This window comes from Mesorhizobium sp. M0715 (assembly GCF_040320355.1).
Taxonomy (GTDB): domain Bacteria; phylum Pseudomonadota; class Alphaproteobacteria; order Rhizobiales; family Rhizobiaceae; genus Mesorhizobium.
The window spans coordinates 1-17,428 of record NZ_JAMYPL010000041.1; the positions used below are offsets into that span (position 1 = coordinate 1).

The window sequence follows — 17,428 nt, forward strand, 5'->3', positions numbered from 1 at the left end:
TCCTGGTCATCCTCAATGCAAAAGCACGCGATGCGCGCAACGAGTTCGTAATTGCAACTTGACACCCCAGATAGTCGCTCTCCCCACTTCGTGGGGCGAGGAACCAAGCCGCGCCATCCCCGGCGCCTCCATTGCAAGGTTGGCGACTAGCGAAATCATCGACCACCGCGTCCTTCGCCCCGTTTACGGGGAGAAGATGGCGGCAGCCAGATGAGGGGCAGCGCCAACGCTGGCCATATGCAACTGGGAAATGGCCGGCGCGAATGCCGGTGAGGCAGTTGCCTGAGCCCGCGCCGGCCACTGGCGAACCTGGGTCCGCCGCGCGGTTTTTTTACCGTTCCGGCGATGCTCGATCAACTAGGCCGGACGTTTGGTACGGAAGCAGACAAAGGCTCACCGCGCCGCCCTCACCAAAGTCCAGATCCAGCCAACAAAGGTCAGCACCAGGAATGGATAGCCGGCGGCGGGCAGCGGCGCCGAGGTTGGCAGCAGGGGCGTGCCCCAGAGGATCATGCAAGCCGAGACGACAAACAGCACGGCGGCCACGAGCGCGGTGAGCCGCATCCACAGGGCAAAAGTCTTCGGCACGCTGACCATGACCAGTGCCGCCGCCCACAGCGAGATGCCGCCGACATAGGAGGGCACGCTGGCCTCCAGCCCCGCCGCGTTGCCGGCGAGCAGCAGGCTTTCGCCGGCGAGGAAGGTCAGGAATCCGGCCGCGACACAGTCATTGCCCATGCGCTGGCATTTCATCGTCAGCAGCGCGGTCGCCACCACCAGTGCCACGCCGTCGATCGTCCAGAGCGTTTCGCGCACTTCAGCGCTGGCCACGAAGGTGCCGGCGAGGCCGAAGGCGCCGCCGATGGCGAGGCCGATCGCGGCGATGGTGTCTGATGTGGTACGCATGTGATGTCTCCCCAAGCTGGCTCAAGCATACTGCAGGGCGGTGTCTGATCCAATGCTCGCCGATGGCGAGGCGTTCTCACCTGCTTGACTTCCCGACGCGGCTCCAGTGTCAGCCCGAAATCGACAAGGGCGTGAAGGCAGAGACTGTCGAGAGAGCGGTCCGCAGCGCCCGCAATCGACAAAGTCGGCCTTGCCCGAGAACCGATATCGGCGCATCGCAGCAAGCACCTTTACGCTTGCCTTGAAGGCAGCCTATTTTGGCGGATAGTAGCGGCTCGTGGGCATAGAATGTCGGTACTGCCTTTCCTGAGAATTTACGCGCCGCTCAACGCGGTGCTGGCCGCGCCTGGGCTGCTGGCGGTGGCGGCGCTCACGACACCGAACCTGTCCGGACGAAGCAGACTGGCTCTGATCGCCCTGCTCGCGGTCATTTGGGGCGCCTATCTTCTGCAGATGGCCGCGACGCTGCTCAAGCACTGGGCGGGAGACCTTCGGGACAGGACGCCGGCAATCGCCATCGACGTGCTCGCGGTTTTGGTTCCACTCGCCGCATTTCTCCTCGACGGCACACCCGACTGGAGCCTCTACTGTGGTGTCTGGCTGCTGAAACCGCTGCGCGACTCGACCTTCTTTCCGGTGCTGGGCAGGGTGCTGGCCAACGAAGCGCGCAACCTGATCGGCGTCACCACGCTCTTCGGCGTCGTTCTGTTCGGTGTCGCACTCGCCGCCTATGTCATCGAGCGCGACATCCAACCGGAAAAGTTCGGCAGCATCCCCGAGGCAATGTGGTGGGCGGTGGTTACGCTGTCCACCACCGGCTATGGCGACGACATCCCGCAAACCTTCGCCGGCCGCGTCCTTGCCGGGGCGGTCATGATGACTGGCATCGGCATCTTCGCGCTCTGGGCCGGCATTCTTGCCTCCGGCTTCTATCAGGAAATCCGTCGCGAGGATTTCGTCCGCAATTGGCAATTGGTCGCCGGCGTGCCGTTGTTTCAGAAGCTCGGCCCGGCCGTGCTGGTCGAGATCGTGCGCGCGCTAAGACCTCGTAATTTGCCGGCGGGCGCCGTGATCTGCCGCAGTGGCGAGACCGGGGATCGGATGTTCTTCGTCGTGGAGGGGCGGGTCAGCGTCGCGACGCCGAACCCGGTGGAGCTTGGCCCTGGCGCCTTCTTCGGCGAGATGGCGCTGATCAGCGGCGAACCGCGTTCGGCGACCGTCAGCGCCGCGACGGCGGTCTCCCTTCTGTCGCTGCACGCGGCGGATTTCCAGATGCTGTGCAGCAGCAGCCCGGAGATCGCGGAAATCATCCGCAAGACCGCGCTCGAGCGGCGCGGCGCGGCGCCGATGGCTTGATCCCGCGCAGCTCGCCGCACTGGCGAGAAAGGTGAGAAACCCGGCAGCTATGCAGTCATTGCCCAGCCGCCGGTACTTCATCGTCAGCAGCGCGGTCGGGTAAAGACCAGTCACGAGTAAGGGGACAGCAATCCCCGTGCTCAGCTGTATCTTGACCGCATGAGACAGTTGTCTCCCACTTTGCTTATTTTGGCACCCAAGATGTTGGGGTCACAAAGCTACGCAAACGATTCCTTGACGACTCAAAACGAGTCGCCTTTTATAAGCTATGCACTCCTGTTGAGAGCGCGACCGGAAGTTCTGAGCCCGGTCTTTTTCCTGGACCAAGTGCGCTTTTCCCCGCATTCGCAATCTTTCGCGAGGCTGCTGACGCATATGGATCGGATCGAAAGGTAGAATTGTCGGACTGGAGAAATTTGTCTGTTAATACTATATTTAGTGTTTGCAGTTAGAAGTGGTTAATAAATAGTTAAGACCGGTAGATGATTCAAAATTTGCAGCGGGCACGTCGCCAAACAGCACCCGCTGCAATGTCCGAAGAACTAAAGGAGGTCACTATGCAACAACCCTAGTTCAACGTATCCCGGAGAGAGTCATCACAAGAGACCCAATCCGGTAGCCACCACAGGGTGGCAGGGGGACGGAGCGCGAATGCTTCCGCCTCCCACCTTTGCCCAGAGAATCTAGCACGCCGTTTACCGGGCGGTCAATTTCTTCGCCTCGTTAGCAGGCGAAGCTTTCGCTATTTTCTTCAAGATACGGTCAAAGACTTCTTCCGAATCGTCCGCCTGGAATCACTTGCGCGGCCCTACGGATTTTTTCGATTTGTTTTGTGGCTCTGGCGGTTTCTCTTTGGGCATCTATCTCGATCTCACTCAGTTGGAAGGGCTACTGGAGCCTCCCGATAGGACGGTTCCTGTCGGCTATATGCCAGCGAACCCATCCGCATATTTGGGATGTAGCCTCGGCATCGCATACCTTTCGAGCACATCTCTGCGGCATATTCTGAAAGACCATCCCGACATCACCATGATTGACCTTCTCTGCATGCCCATGATGCTTCGCGATGGGGTATGGGTGGCTGACAGGCCTAGGCACGCTGTTGTGATCTATGTCCACCCAGACACCGGAAAACGATACAAAGTGGCCATAAAAATAACTGCGGGAGGCTTCGAGCCCTACGTGTCCACATTCCACCGCTTTGGCGATAGGCAGCTCGAAGCATTGTTGAAACGCGGGTCAATCCTTTGAGGGGTGGCGAGCGGCTATTTGCCGCTCGCCCAATGGACGCGGTGGGGCCTGCCCCGAACCCCACAAAATGCGCCTACATTACTGCAGTGCCACGGCCGGCAGAATTTCACCGTGTCGCGCGTCCGAATGGCTTAACTAGTGCCTTTTCCTCCCGAGAGAAGCTGCGGACCCCTTTGCTAAGCGTGACGATCCTAGCAAATCAGGTACGATCTGTGAATCCGGTAAATAAAATCGTCCACCTGTGCCTTACAATTCAACGCTTGTACCGTTTCCGAAACGGCTTTCACCGGCATCGAACGGCCTGAATAACGGACGCCAAACTCCTGTCAGATGGAGGTGCAGGGAGTGCTACGCGCAATGCCGATGGACATCTTCCACCGGGTCGATGCGTCCGGCCGCAGGCCGGACCGCTTAATCCCCCATCTTCAGTGCCTGGATAAACGCCTCCTGCGGGATATCGACCTTGCCGAACTGCCGCATCCGCTTCTTGCCCTCTTTCTGCTTGTCCAGCAGCTTGCGTTTGCGTGAGACGTCGCCGCCGTAGCATTTGGCGGTAACATCCTTGCGCAGCGCCGAGATGGTTTCGCGGGCGATGACCTTGCCGCCGATGGCGGCCTGGATCGGGATCTTGAACAGATGGTTGGGGATCAGCTCTTTCAGCTTCTCGCACATCTGCCGGCCGCGCTTTTCCGCCGCCGTGCGGTGCACTAGCATGGAAAGCGCATCCACCGGCTCCTCATTGACCAGGATCGACATCTTCACCAGGTCGCCTTCCCGGTAGTCGGTGAGGTGGTAGTCGAAGGAGGCGTAGCCCTTGGAGATCGACTTCAGCCGGTCGTAGAAATCGAAGACGACTTCGTTGAGCGGCAGATCGTAGATCAGCATGGCGCGCTTGCCGACATAGGACAGGTCGGCCTGGATGCCGCGCCGGTCCTGGCAGAGTTTCAATATGCCGCCGAGATAGTCGTCGGGCGTCAAAATGGTGGCGCGGATCCACGGCTCCTCGATCGCGGAGATTTTCACCACATCCGGCATGTCGGCCGGGTTGTGCAGTTCCTTCATCGAGCCGTCGGTTAGCGCCAGCCGGTAGACGACGCTCGGTGCCGTGGCGATGAGGTCGAGGTTGAACTCGCGCTCCAGCCGCTCCTGGATGATTTCCAGATGCAGCAGGCCAAGGAAGCCGCAGCGATAGCCGAAGCCGAGCGCGGCACTGGTTTCCATTTCAAAAGAGAAAGAAGCGTCGTTGAGGCGCAATTTGCCGACCGCGGCGCGCAGATCCTCGAAATCGGCGGCGTCGACCGGGAACAGGCCGCAGAACACCACCGGCTGCGCTGGCTTGAAGCCGGGCAGCGCCTTGGCGGTGGTGCGCTTGTCCTCGGTGATGGTGTCGCCGACGCGAGTGTCGGCCACTTCCTTGATCGAGCCGGTGAAGAAGCCGAATTCGCCGGGGCCGAGCTCGTCGACATTGATGCGGGCCGGGGTGAACACGCCGGTGCGCTCGACCAGGTGCTTGGCGCCGGTGCCCATCATGCGGATGGTCTGGCCCTTTTTCAGCACGCCGTCGATGACGCGCACCAGAACGATGACGCCGAGATAGGCGTCGTACCAGCTGTCGACCAGCATCGCCTTCAAGGGCGCTGTGGCGTCGCCTTCGCGCGGCGGCGGCAATTGGTGGACGATGGCCTCCAGCACGTCGGGAATGCCGAGGCCGGTCTTGGCCGAGATCAGCACGGCGTTGGAGGCGTCGATGCCGATCACCTCCTCGACCTGCTCGCGGATGCGCTCGGGCTCGGCGGCCGGCAGGTCGACCTTGTTCAGCACCACGACGATCTCGTGGTTGTTGTCGATCGCCTGGTAGACATTGGCCAGCGTCTGCGCCTCGACGCCCTGCGAGGCGTCGACCACCAGAAGCGACCCCTCGCAGGCGGCGAGCGAACGCGACACTTCATAGGCGAAGTCGACATGTCCGGGCGTGTCGATCAAATTGAGGATATAGTCCTCGCCATTGTTGGCGCGGTATTTCAGCCGCACCGTCTGCGCCTTGATGGTGATGCCGCGCTCGCGCTCGATATCCATCGAGTCCAGCACCTGCTCCTTCATGTCGCGCAGCTCCAGCCCGCCGGTCAGCTGGATCAGCCTGTCGGCAAGCGTGGATTTGCCATGGTCGATATGGGCGACGATGGAGAAATTGCGGATGTGGTCGAGGGGCGTGCTCATGGCGCGCGTTTAGCAGGGGTGGCTTGCCCGAGCAAGCGGCAGGCTGCCGCCGCACATGTGGCGCGGCCCGTTGCCTGGCAAGCCGTACAGCCGTTGCCGGGAAAGCAGAGCAGGCGGCTGCCGGGGCAAGCGGTGCGGGCGCTTGTCGCCTTTTCCCCCGGATTCCTCGAAAAATCGATAAATTTTAACCACGCGCGTTAGAGCATAATTTGTGATCGGCATGTTAGCGGGGGGAAATATCTGATGTAAGGACGAAGGCATGCGGGGGCTTGCAGGCAGTTTTATCGAGTCGCGGAGCGGCTCGTTCGCACCGATACTTGTTCTCGCCATGATTCCGCTGATCACCGCGATCGGCTTTTCCGTCGACTACACCTCCGCGGTCCAGACCAGGTCGACCGAGCAGGCGGCACTCGACGCCGCGATCCTGTCGATCACCACGATGGAAACGGCCTCGACGAAGCCGCAGCGCCAGGTGGTGCTCCAGGATACCTACAGAGAAAACGGCGGACAGGGCACAGCGACGCTGAACAGCTTCGACGTCAGCGCCAACGGCACCGCCACAGCGCGGGCCTCGGCAAGCTACGCCATGCCGACCGTGTTCATGCAGATCGCCCGGATCACCACGGTGCCGGTCGGTGTCTCGTCGGCGGTGAGCAAGACGCCCGCACTGGTGGAGGCCACATTCAACGTCGATCACGTTTCAGGCTACTGGAACAAGACCATGACCTTGTACGGCCTTCCCTACGGTTGGACCTCCACGACCACACCGACGGCCATGATGAAGGCCAACTATAACTACAAAGCGTATAGTTATTCCTATACGAGCGGGGGTAAGACCTATACGGCTACCGAGCCGAAAGGTTACGGGACGACAACTATTACCACGGGACCAACCGATACGCTGGTTCAGACCCAAGTGTGCACGACAGTAGGATCGGCAACCGATTTCACTGCCACTGCGGGAGTTTACAGAAGCACCGCGGTGGCAAAAAGCGGAAAGACGAGCGCCACCATCTATTTCAAGACGACGTGCGCGACCACGAATACCGCCGGAAACAGCAGTGGCGCAACAATCAACGTGAGCACGGTGGACAAGCTCTATCTACAGATGGATGTGCCGTCCGGACCGGTCAACCCGCTCAAGTCGAACAATACAGACACGTCGAACCGGCTCTACCTCGGCGCCGGGTACAGCACCGCGGCACAAAAGGCACTGGACCCTTCCAAATACCTCCCCGTCGAGGTTGCCAGCAACACGGACGTCGACATCTTCAAAGTGGTGCCTTGCAGCCAGACCAGCGACCAGGCATGGGAAGACGGCGGCAACAATCCTCCGCTGCCAGACGTCACGAACGCCGACTTCTTCTACAGCGTGACCGGCAAGTGCGACTTCAACAAGCGGCCCTCCAACACGGTGCTGACGCAGTAGACGCTGCCCCAGGCTAAACGCCCTATGGGCTTGTGAGGCTTGGCGATCCTTCACACCCCCCTCTGTCCTGCCGGACATCTCCCCCGCAAGGGGGGAGATTGGCAGCTTCGTCGGCCGCGCTCCTGTTGCGAAGCTAGTGATAGGCGAAAGCCGTGATGAGGGTCGATCTCCCTCCTTGCGGGGGAGATGGCCGGCAGGCCAGAGGGGGGTGCTGTCCCTCCGGCTTTCCCTGCGATCTCCCGAACCTTCATCACAAACCGGTGAGCGCTGTAACGAAGCAGCAAGCAGCGGCGAAGTGGGGACATGAGCGGTGCTTCCAGGCGCCGCCGCCCACGGAGCAAGCCGATGTCCCGCAAGTTCGTCACAGTGTCCAGCCTCTCAGCGCTCGCGCTGGCAGTGTCGCTCGGTGCAGCCGCCGCCCAGCCGCTCACCGTGGTCGAGCTGTTCACCAGCCAGGGCTGCTCGTCCTGCCCGCCGGCCAATGCCAATCTGATCAAGGTCAAGGACCAGCCCGGTGTGCTGGCGCTGTCGTTCAACGTCACCTACTGGGACTATCTCGGCTGGAAGGATATTTTCGGAAAACAGGAATTCACCCGGCGCCAGGTCAATTACGAGCCGGCGCTCGGCCGTGACGGGCCGTTCACGCCGCAAGTGGTGGTCAACGGCCATGCCGATGTCGTCGGCGCCGCACCCGGCGAGATCGAAAAACTGATCTCGGTGAGCGGCCGGACGAGCGGCCCGGCATTGTCGCTCGATGGCGGCAGGATCAGCATCGGCGCTGGCGCCGCACCTGGCGGCCACGCCGATGTCTGGCTGGTGCGCTATGCCAGGGGCGTCGTCGAGGTGCCGGTGGCGCGCGGCGAAAACACCGGCCGCACCTTGCCGCACGCCAATGTCGTGCATGCGCTCAAAAACCTCGGCAGCTGGACCGGCGCGGCCGCGACGTATCCGCTGCCCGCCGCATCCGGCGGCCTGAGCACCGCCGTGCTCGTGCAGTCGCCCGATGGCGGACCGATCCTGGCTGCCGCGACCGACTAGATCGCGCTTCGACAAGAGATTGCGCAACGCCGCATGGAGCGGCGCCGCATAGCACGGCCGCCAAGAGGGCGCGCCTTCACGACCAACCCCAAGGAGATCATCATGACCATTTCCCGCCTGACGCTGCCGGCGCTCGCTCTCGCTTTGTGCTCGACGGCGCTGTTTGCCGGCGGCATCGCCCGTGCCGACGACGCGACCAACGCGATGAAGCCGGCTGCAAATGCCATGGAACCGGCCGCGGATGCGATGAAGCCTGCAACCGATGCGATGAAGCCGGCCGATCCGATGGCCACCAATTCCATGAAGCCGGCCGCCGACGCCATGAAGCCGGCAACGGATGCGATGGCGCCGGCCAAGTAAAGGTGGTGCTGTTTCCGGCTTCGGTCCCGCGGGTCCGTATCCGGATGCACGTGAAAGTGAGGCTTCGGCCGCAACTCGCCCGTCGCATGATCGTATATTATCCAATAGACTCCACATGATGGACGTCACAGGAGCTCAGCCATGACCGACATTCAAAAACCAGTCACCAGACAATCGTCGAACGTCTTCCGCAGCGCGCTCGCCGCCCTGGCACTTGCCGCAGCGGGCGCCGCCTTCTGGCTGACGCCGGCGGTTTCGGCCGAGGATGCGGTGAAGATCCCGCCGCCGGCAATCGACGAGAAGGCGGCCACCGGCACTGAAAAGGCAATCTTCGCCGGCGGCTGCTTCTGGGGCGTGCAGGGCGTCTTCCAGCACGTCAAGGGCGTCACCAAGGCCGTCTCCGGCTACACCGGCGGCGACAAGGACACCGCCGTCTACGAGACGGTCGGCTCAGGCCGCACCGGGCATGCCGAATCCGTCGAGATCACCTACGATCCATCGAAAATCACCTATGGCCAGCTGCTGCAGGTGTATTTTTCGGTCGCCCACAACCCGACCCAGCTGAATTTCCAGGGTCCGGACTCCGGCACCCAATACCGCTCGACGATCTTCGCCGAAAACGATGCACAGAGGAAGATCGCGCAAAGCTACATCGCCCAGCTCGACCAGGCCAAGGTGTTCCCGGAGCCGATCGTCACCACGCTGGAAACCGGCAAGACCTTCTATCCGGCCGAGAATTACCATCAGGATTTCCTGACGCTGAACCCGACCTATCCCTACATCGTCTACAACGACCTGCCCAAGGTGGCGAACTTGAAGGCACTGTTCCCGACGCTCTACAGCGAAAAGCCCGTGCTGGTGCTGTCGGCGAGCAATTGAGGCGAGCGCGAGAAGCGGGGGCGGGTGTGCGAAGGGCGGCGACGCCCTCCTTTCCGTCGATCCATGCCGCGACGTTGGGCGTAGAATGCAACGGGGCGGGATGGCTGCCCGGCAGATCGCCAGCTATCTTCGCGCGATGACAGGCTACGTTTACATGACCGCGAGCCAAAAGCGTGGCACGATCTACATCGGCGTCACCAATGACCTCGGCCGCCGCATGCCGGAACACAAATCCGGCCAGGGCGCAGGGTTCACCAGCCGCTACGGTGCGCAGCGGCTGGTCTGGTATGAGGAATTTTTCGACATCACTGATGCCATCCAGCGCGAGAAATCACTGAAGCGCTGGCCTCGCCAATGGAAGATCGACCTGATCGAAAAAGCGAATCCGGAGTGGTTCAAGCTTTTTCGCGGGACGGGGTGGTAGGCGCACCGTTTCTTGCACCGTCGGATCACTGCACCACCGTTACGGCATGGATCCTAGGGTCTGCGCTGCGTCGCTTCGCTCCTTGCTCCGCCCTAGGATGACAAAGGCACGGTAGCCGCTGCCACCTTCACCCCCACTGACCCACCTCAATCATAAGTCAAATCCGTCGCCTTCCCCCCAAACACCCGGTAGGCATAGAACGAATAGAAGATGATGACCGGCAGCACGACCACGGTGCCGGCCAGAATGATAGCCAGGCTCTCCGGCGCGGAAGCTGCCTGCCAGATGGTTAGGCGATCCGGCACCACGAACGGGTAGAACGACCAGGCGAGGCCGGCAAAGCCGAGCGCGAAGATGGCGGCCAGCGTCAGGAACGGCATCAGCGAATGGCGGTCGTCGGGCTTCGGCAGATGGAAGGTCTGCCGCCACAGCCACAGAAACAGCAGCGCCGACAGGATCGGCAGCGGCGACAGATAGAGCATCGACGGCCAGACGAACCATTTGTCGAAGATGCGCGGGCTGGCGAACGGCGTCGCCAGCGAGATGGCGGCCATGCCGAGCGCGGTCAGCACCAGCGTCGTGCGCAGCCAGCGCACCGCCTTCTTCTGCAGCTCGCCCTCGGTCTTGTAGATCACCCAGGCGGCGCCCATCGCCGCGTAGGCCGCGGCAAGGCAGAACGCCACCAGCACGCCGAACGCCATGCCGCCGAGACCGACATCGAGGCCGAGCACATAGACGCCCAGCATGTAGCCCTGTGCCAGCGAGGCGATGAGTGAGCCCAGGAAGAAAATACGGTTCCAGCGGTGCTTGCGCTCGGTCGGCACCTTGGCGCGGAAATCGAAGGCGACGCCGCGCAGGATCAGCCCGAGCAAAAGCACGAAGACCGGAATGTAGAGCGCCGTCAGGATGACGCCATGCGCCATCGGGAAAGCGACCAGCAGCAGGCCGACGGCCAGCACCAGCCAGGTTTCGTTGGCGTCCCAGAACGGGCCGATCGCGGCAATCATCGTATCCTGTTCGGCGTCTTCAGCGGCGGCGAACAGGATGCCGATGCCGAGATCGAAACCGTCGAGAATGACGTAGATCAGGATGGCGAGGCCCATCAGGCCGGCGAAGATCAAGGGGAGCGCGGTTGGCCAGTCGAAGCTCATTTTCTTCTCCTACTCGCCAGCCGCCGGCTGCGACATGGCGGCGTTCATGACGCCCGGCAGCGGCGATGAATCGCCGTCCTTCGCCGCCTTCAGCGCCAGGTGCACCAGCACGCCGAGATAGGCGATCAGCAACAGCACATAGAGAACGAGGTATATGGCGAGCGTCAGCGCGACATGGCTGCCGGCCACCGGGCCGACCGCGTCGGCGGTTTTCAGCACGCCGGTCACCAGCCAGGGCTGGCGGCCGATTTCGGTGGTGTACCAGCCGGCCAGCGTCGCCAGCCAGCCCGACAGCGCCATCGGCACCATCAGCATGGCCAGCGGCTTGGGCAGGCTGTGCCGGCGCTTGAGGAAGAAGGCCGCCGACCATGAGACGAGCAGCATCAATATGCCCGTGCCGACCATGATGCGGAAACCCCAGAACACCGGAAAGACCGGCGGATGATTGCCGGGATAGTCGTTCAACCCCGGCACCACGCCGCTGGTCGAGTGCCGCAGCACCAGGCTGGCCCCATTGGGAATGGCGATCTCGAATTTGTTCTCCCTGGCTGCCTCGTCGGGCAGCGCGAAGAGCACCAGCGGCACGTTGGGGCCGGTGTTCCAGTTGGCCTCCATGGCGGCGATCTTCTGCGGCTGATGCTCCAGCGTGTTCAGCCCATGCTGGTCGCCGGCGAAGATCTGGATCGGGATCAGGGTCGCCGCCGTGAAGACGCCGGTGCGCAGCGCCTTCCACATCGATTCCGAGCGGTCGCCGGTGAGATAGCGCAGCGCCGACAGGCCAGCGATCAGGAACGACACCGTCAGCCCCGACGCCAGCAGCATGTGGGTCAGCCTGTAAGGCATTGACGGGTTGAAGATGATTGCCCACCAGTCGACCGCATGCGCCACGCCGTCGCGCATCTCGAAGCCGGCCGGCGTCTGCATCCAGGAATTGAGCGCGATGATCCAGAATGCCGAGACGGTGGTGCCGCCGGCGACCAGCACCGTCGCCAGCGTGTGGATGCGGTTGGAGACGCGGCGGAAGCCGAACAGCATGATGCCGAGGAAGGCCGCTTCGAGGAAGAAGGCGGTGAGGATTTCGTAGGCCAGCAGCGGCCCGGCGATGTTGCCGACCTTTTCCATGTAGCCCGGCCAGTTGGTGCCGAACTGGAAGCTCATGGTGACGCCCGAAACCACGCCCATGGCAAAGGACAGCGCGAAAACCTTCACCCAGGTGAAATAGGCGCGCATCCAAGCGGAATCGTTGGTCGCGTTGTAGCGCAGCTTGAAGAACAGCAGCACCCAACCCAGCGCAATGGTGATCGTCGGAAATAGAATATGGAATGAAATATTCGTGCCGAACTGGATACGCGAAAGTATGAGCGGGTCCATGATGGGCTCCGGCTGCTGCAAATACTCGCGAAGGATAGGCCCGAAGCGAGTTCAGGTCAAAGCGGCGTCCTGCCGCGAGGCTGAACGCCACAGGACAATTTTGCCGGTTGTGCCGCGCAACTCCGGGCCTGTGCGCCGCACCTGCAACGGCCGGCCGGGCACGATTGTCGAGAACTGTCAGCAGGGCATTGACTTGCGGTTGCAAGCACCGACATTCGTCCTATATCAGGGGACCTCTTTCAAGCAGCCGTTTTCATCCATGCCTTCCATCCTGTCCATTTCCGGGGTCTCCAAGACCTACGCAACCGGTTTCACCGCGCTCAAGGAAGTCAATCTCGACATTCAGCGCGGCGAGATCTTCGCGCTGCTTGGACCCAATGGCGCCGGCAAGACGACGCTGATCTCGATCGTCTGCGGCATCGTCAACCGTTCGTCGGGCACGGTCACCGTCGACGGCCACGACATCAACAAGGATTATCGCGCCGCGCGCGGTCTGATCGGGCTGGTGCCGCAGGAACTGACCATCGACGCCTTCGAGAGCGTCTGGGCGACGGCCAATTACAGCCGTGGCCTGTTCGGCAAGCCGGCCAACCCCGGCTTTGTCGAGAAGGTGCTGCGCGACCTGTCGCTGTGGGACAAGAAGGACGCCAAGGCGATCACCTTGTCGGGCGGCATGAAGCGCCGGCTGATGATCGCCAAGGCGCTGTCGCATGAGCCGCGCATCCTATTCCTCGACGAGCCGACCGCCGGCGTCGACGTCGAGCTGCGCCAGGACATGTGGGCGATGGTGCGCCGGCTGCGCGAGGACGGCGTCACCATCATCCTCACCACGCACTATATCGAGGAAGCCGAGGCGATGGCCGACCGCGTCGGCGTCATCAATCGCGGCGAGATCATCCTGGTCGAGAACAAGGCCGAACTGATGCGCAAGCTCGGCCGCAAGCGGCTGGTGCTGGAACTGCGCAATCCGCTGACGGCCATTCCCGAGGCGTTCTCGCGCTATGCGCTGGAATTGTCGCCGGATGGCGGGCAGCTGACCTACACCTATGACAACCAGGCCGAGCGGCCCGGCGTCGCCTCGTTGATGCGCGACCTCGAGGCCGGCGGCATCCAGTTCCGCGATATCGACACGCAAAACTCTTCGCTCGAGGAGATCTTCGTCAATCTGGTGAGGAGGGAGCCATGAACCTTCGCGCAGTATGGGCGATCTACCGGATGGAAATGGCGCGTGCTTTCCGCACCGTGCTGCAGAGCATCGTCTCGCCGGTCATCTCGACATCGCTGTATTTCGTCGTCTTCGGCTCGGCCATCGGCTCGCGCATCACCGAGATCGACGGCATCAGCTACGGCGCCTTCATCGTGCCGGGTCTGATCATGCTGTCGCTGTTGACGCAGTCGATCTCCAACGCCTCCTTTGCCATCTATTTCCCGAAATTCGTCGGCTCGATCTACGAGCTTCTGTCGGCGCCGGTCTCCTATCTGGAGATCGTCATCGCCTATGTCGGCGGCGCCGCGACCAAGTCGATCATCCTCGGCCTGATCATCCTGGCCACCGCCTCGCTGTTCGTACCGCTCACCATCCTGCATCCGTTCTGGATGCTCGCTTTCCTGGTGCTGACGGCGGTGACCTTCAGCCTGTTCGGCTTCATCATCGGCATCTGGGCGAAGAGTTTCGAGCAGCTGCAGCTGGTGCCGCTGTTGATCATCACGCCGCTGACCTTCCTCGGCGGCAGCTTCTATTCGATCAACATGCTGCCCGAGATCTGGCGCACGGTGACGCTGTTCAACCCGGTCGTCTATTTGATCAGCGGCTTCCGCTGGAGCTTCTACGGCAAGTCCGACGTTTCGGTCGGCGTCAGCCTCGGCATGACGGTCGTCTTCCTGCTGGTCTGCATAAGCATCGTCGCCTGGATATTCAGGACCGGTTATCGGCTGAGGAATTGAGCGGCGAGAGTACAGGTCTGTTGAGATTCAGGTCAGGCCGAGACGAAAATGGTGGATTCCGAGAACCGGAGCGGAGCGTACTTTTCGTACGTGAGCACCGGAAGCGCAGGAAGCCGCCATTTGCAGGCCGGCATCACCTGAATATCAGCAGACCTAGATCGCCTTGACCAGCCGCAGCAGCCCCAGCATCTCGACATACGTTCCCTTGCGGAAGGCGATATAGACCGGCTCTTCGACGCCGTGGAAGCGGCGCTTGAAGGCCGCCTGGCCCTGCAGGTTGAACCTGCGGCGGTTGACCCAGGGCGAAGAATAGGCGCGCTGGAAGGCATTGCGCCAGAAATCGCTTTCGGCAAATCCGCTCGGACCCACATCGACGAGCGGCGACAGGCCGAGCGTGACCACCGAGATGCCCTCTTCGCGAAAACGGTCGACGGCGAATTTGGTCAGGCCGACCTCGGCATGCGGTGAAGCGTCGAGATGCTTGCGCTTGAAGGCGGTGGTGTAGCCGATGACCTTGCCGTCGGCAAACAACGGGTCGAAGTCGAGCAAAGCGACCAGTTCGCCATCGGGACCGTGCAGGACGAAACGGCGCATGTCGGTGCCGAGATGGTCGGCGAAATGGCGGTTGAGAAAGCCCATCTCCCAGCGCTTGACGATGCGGTCGCCGCGCCAGTTTTCCGAAAGCCGGGCGATCTCGTCGAGGTAGATGGTGCGCTTGTCCTCTTCGAACGAAAAGCCTTTCTTCAGCAGCCAGCGCTCGGAGTAGCGCACGGTCTCGTTGCGCTTCCCGGAAAAATCATGCTCGGGCAGGGCGAGGCGGGTGTCGATGCCGAGGCGATTGACCTTGTAGCCAAGGCCGGCCAGCACGCGTGCGGTGTCCTCGCCCACCTGCACGAACCATGGGCTGCCGGCGGTCTCGACGAAGCGCTTGATGTAATCGGCCCGACGCGCCGGAGCCGCCACCGGGTCGCCGAGCGCGAAATGGTGCTTCATCTTGGTACCGAAGGCGATGTAGCCGTCGGCGTCGCCGAAATAGGAAAGCTTGCCTTGCACGGCGGTGGAATAGGCGAGCGAGAAGTCGCCATAGCGGCGCACCAGTGCCAGGCGTTCGACATGGGTCAGCGCCTGCCGCTCGACCTCGGGCGCGGCAGCCTCAAGGATCTTGTCGAAATAAAACCGCAAGGAGGGCATGGTCGAGATTCCGCGTGCCGCCTACAGCGCCGGCCGTCCAGGACGCGCCAAGGTGCTGTAACACTTTGATTCTGCGCATGACTCGAAAATCGGACTCGATTTCGGACATGCGCGTGGGGGATAACCGAGACCCGCCAGCCACCAAGGCCTCGAATCAATCACATTGCCGCGACCTGATTACCGTTGATATCGCGCATATGCCATATAGAGCGCAACCGCGGCCCGGCGTGTGGCTCTAAATCGCATCGCTCGAAATTCGGCCGCGGTTTGCTGCAGGGATCCTGCGCGCGATCAAACGGTTACAGCGTCCTGCGAGCCTTGCGGCGGGACGTCCAATGGGATTCGAGTGAATGACGGATACGACAATCAGATCGGTTGCGGATCTGCCGGCCATGGTCGAGCCGGCAATCGTCGTCGGCGCCGGTGCTGCCGGGCTGGCCGCCGCGCATGCCTTGATGAACGCCGGCGTGCCGACGGCGATCCTGGAAAAGGAAAGCCGGCTGGCCGAGCCCTGGCACCGGCGCCACCAGCAATTGCATCTCAACACCCATCGCGATCTTTCTTCGCTGCCTGGTCTCGCCTTTCCCCCTGGCACGCCCGCCTTTCCGCAAAGGATGGTCGTCATCCGCCACATGAACGATTTCCAGAAGGAGAACCGGCTGCCGGTGCAATTTGGCGTCGCGGTCGAAGAGATCACCTTCAAGGGCGATCACTGGGCATTGCGCACCAGCACCGGACTGCGCTTCGCCCGCAATGTCGTCATCGCCACCGGCCGCGACAGCCAGCCATTCACCCCCGAATGGAAAGGCATGAAGGATTTCGTCGGGCGCATCATCCATTCGGCGGATTTCGGTGACGCGCAAGCCTATGCGGGCCAAAGAGTGCTGGTCGTCGGCGCCGGCAATTCGGGCTTCGATGCGCTCAATCATCTGGCCGGCATAGACACGGCCGCTATCTGGCTGTCGGCCCGCAGCGGCCCCGCTTTGCTGCCCAAGCGGATTGCCAAGATCGCCGTGCACCGGCTTTCGCCGTTCATGGCGCGCCTGCCGTTGCGGCTCGCCGATGCGGTGATGACGGCAACGCAGCGCCTGGTTTTCGGCGACCTGACCAAATTCGGCCTGCCGCCCGCGCCTGCGGGCGGCGCCAGCCGCCTGACCTCGGACTATACCGCGATCGCCGCCGATGACGGCGCCGTCGGCGCCATCAAGGCCGGCAAGATCACCGTCGTGCCGGGCATACGGGAATTCACCCGCGATGGCGTGATCCTGGCCAATGGCAGCCTGATCTATCCCGACATCGTCATTGCCGCGACAGGCTACCGCACCGGGCTGGAGCCCATGGTCGGCAAGCTCGGCGTGCTCGACGCCAAGGGCGTTCCGCTCTTCAACGGTGGCCAAGCCGATCCAAAATTGCCCGGTCTGTGGTTCACCGGCATGCGGCCAAGCATTCGCGGCTGCTTCGCCAATGCCGGCATCCTGGCCAAGGCGATCGCCAAACGAATTGCAAGGTCGGCCCCGCACCAATCCAGCGCATCACGCTGATTTCGGTTCCAGCCGCCGGAAACCGACGGCTTCCATCAGCATGTCTTCTTCCACCATGCCGGCATTGTGCAGGGCGAGCAGGTTAAGCGCGATTTCCCGCGCGTCGGCGGAATCGGGATGTGCCTCGTGCCGCCGGCAGGCCTCGTCGAACACGCGCTGCAGCTTGGCGATATCGGCTGGCTTGAGCAAGCCACGGTCATAGACAGACTTCGACATGGCGATCTCCTGATAAAGACCTAGAGCGCCACGTTTAAATTGCCAATCTTTCCCGAGGCTTGACCGACTTCCCCCGTCGCCTCGTCATCCTGGGGCGGAGCAAGGAGCGAAGCGACGCGGCGCAGACCTCTGGAGCTGCTCCGCAGCCCAAGGG

15 protein-coding genes are annotated in these 17,428 nt (G+C 62.3%); 9 read left to right on the top strand and 6 right to left on the bottom strand.

Annotation, left to right across the window (positions count from 1 at the left end; translation table 11 throughout):
• Positions 1–393 precede the first annotated feature (393 nt).
• Positions 394–906, bottom strand: coding sequence for a hypothetical protein (locus NKI21_RS30560; protein ID WP_352776213.1), 513 nt, complete (start codon positions 904–906; stop codon positions 394–396).
• A gap of 288 nt (positions 907–1,194) precedes the next feature.
• On the opposite strand from NKI21_RS30560, the gene NKI21_RS30565 reads away from it, so the two are divergent.
• On the top strand, positions 1,195–2,262 hold the full coding sequence (locus NKI21_RS30565) for a cyclic nucleotide-gated potassium channel (protein WP_352442938.1): 1,068 nt from the start codon (positions 1,195–1,197) through the stop codon (positions 2,260–2,262).
• Between the two features lie 1,662 nt (positions 2,263–3,924).
• Here the strand turns inward: NKI21_RS30565 and lepA are convergent.
• A complete protein-coding gene (gene lepA, locus NKI21_RS30570; RefSeq protein ID WP_128305633.1) occupies positions 3,925–5,730 on the bottom strand; it encodes a translation elongation factor 4 in 1,806 nt (601 codons plus the stop codon).
• Between the two features lie 259 nt (positions 5,731–5,989).
• Here lepA and NKI21_RS30575 point away from each other — a divergent pair, with 259 nt between their 5' ends.
• The 5 genes from NKI21_RS30575 (at position 5,990) to NKI21_RS30595 (ending at position 9,860) form a co-directional block, all read left to right on the top strand.
• Positions 5,990–7,159: a TadE/TadG family type IV pilus assembly protein gene (locus NKI21_RS30575; RefSeq protein ID WP_352868897.1), complete on the top strand. Its 1,170-nt coding sequence runs from the start codon at positions 5,990–5,992 to the stop codon at positions 7,157–7,159.
• A 345-nt stretch (positions 7,160–7,504) separates the two neighbouring features.
• Entirely contained in the window at positions 7,505–8,197 is a 693-nt protein-coding gene (locus NKI21_RS30580; protein WP_352868900.1) for a DUF1223 domain-containing protein, read from the top strand.
• Positions 8,198–8,299: 102 nt separating this feature from the next.
• Entirely contained in the window at positions 8,300–8,557 is a 258-nt protein-coding gene (locus tag NKI21_RS30585) for a hypothetical protein (protein WP_352758941.1), read from the top strand.
• A gap of 141 nt (positions 8,558–8,698) precedes the next feature.
• Positions 8,699–9,436 carry a peptide-methionine (S)-S-oxide reductase MsrA gene (gene msrA, locus NKI21_RS30590; protein WP_352799444.1) on the top strand — a complete coding sequence of 246 codons (738 nt, stop codon included), beginning with the start codon at positions 8,699–8,701 and terminating at the stop codon, positions 9,434–9,436.
• Between the two features lie 136 nt (positions 9,437–9,572).
• Positions 9,573–9,860, top strand: coding sequence for a GIY-YIG nuclease family protein (locus NKI21_RS30595; protein WP_352868920.1), 288 nt, complete (start codon positions 9,573–9,575; stop codon positions 9,858–9,860).
• Positions 9,861–10,006: 146 nt separating this feature from the next.
• Here NKI21_RS30595 and NKI21_RS30600 read toward each other — a convergent pair whose 3' ends face one another.
• Complete coding sequence (locus tag NKI21_RS30600; protein WP_352868904.1) at positions 10,007–11,011, bottom strand: cytochrome d ubiquinol oxidase subunit II; 1,005 nt, start codon at positions 11,009–11,011, stop codon at positions 10,007–10,009.
• 9 nt (positions 11,012–11,020) lie between these two features.
• Positions 11,021–12,382: a cytochrome ubiquinol oxidase subunit I gene (locus NKI21_RS30605; RefSeq protein WP_352794567.1), complete on the bottom strand. Its 1,362-nt coding sequence runs from the start codon at positions 12,380–12,382 to the stop codon at positions 11,021–11,023.
• A gap of 259 nt (positions 12,383–12,641) precedes the next feature.
• On the opposite strand from NKI21_RS30605, the gene NKI21_RS30610 reads away from it, so the two are divergent.
• Both NKI21_RS30610 and NKI21_RS30615 read left to right on the top strand, forming a co-directional pair.
• On the top strand, positions 12,642–13,568 hold the full coding sequence (locus NKI21_RS30610; protein WP_352628832.1) for an ABC transporter ATP-binding protein: 927 nt from the start codon (positions 12,642–12,644) through the stop codon (positions 13,566–13,568).
• Positions 13,565–14,326, top strand: a complete 762-nt coding sequence (locus NKI21_RS30615; protein ID WP_128305642.1) for an ABC transporter permease — start codon at positions 13,565–13,567, stop codon at positions 14,324–14,326. Before NKI21_RS30610 ends, NKI21_RS30615 begins: the two co-directional genes overlap by 4 nt.
• A gap of 153 nt (positions 14,327–14,479) precedes the next feature.
• Here the strand turns inward: NKI21_RS30615 and NKI21_RS30620 are convergent, their stop codons facing one another.
• Positions 14,480–15,517 carry a phosphatidylglycerol lysyltransferase domain-containing protein gene (locus NKI21_RS30620; RefSeq protein WP_127296923.1) on the bottom strand — a complete coding sequence of 346 codons (1,038 nt, stop codon included), beginning with the start codon at positions 15,515–15,517 and terminating at the stop codon, positions 14,480–14,482.
• Positions 15,518–15,867: 350 nt separating this feature from the next.
• Between NKI21_RS30620 and NKI21_RS30625 the strand changes: the two genes are divergently transcribed.
• Entirely contained in the window at positions 15,868–17,058 is a 1,191-nt protein-coding gene (locus NKI21_RS30625) for a flavin-containing monooxygenase (protein WP_352628834.1), read from the top strand.
• Here NKI21_RS30625 and NKI21_RS30630 read toward each other — a convergent pair.
• Positions 17,050–17,274, bottom strand: a complete 225-nt coding sequence (locus NKI21_RS30630; RefSeq protein ID WP_352868910.1) for a hypothetical protein — start codon at positions 17,272–17,274, stop codon at positions 17,050–17,052. The two genes, NKI21_RS30625 and NKI21_RS30630, sit on opposite strands and share 9 nt — an antisense overlap.
• Between the last annotated feature and the right edge of the window lie 154 nt (positions 17,275–17,428).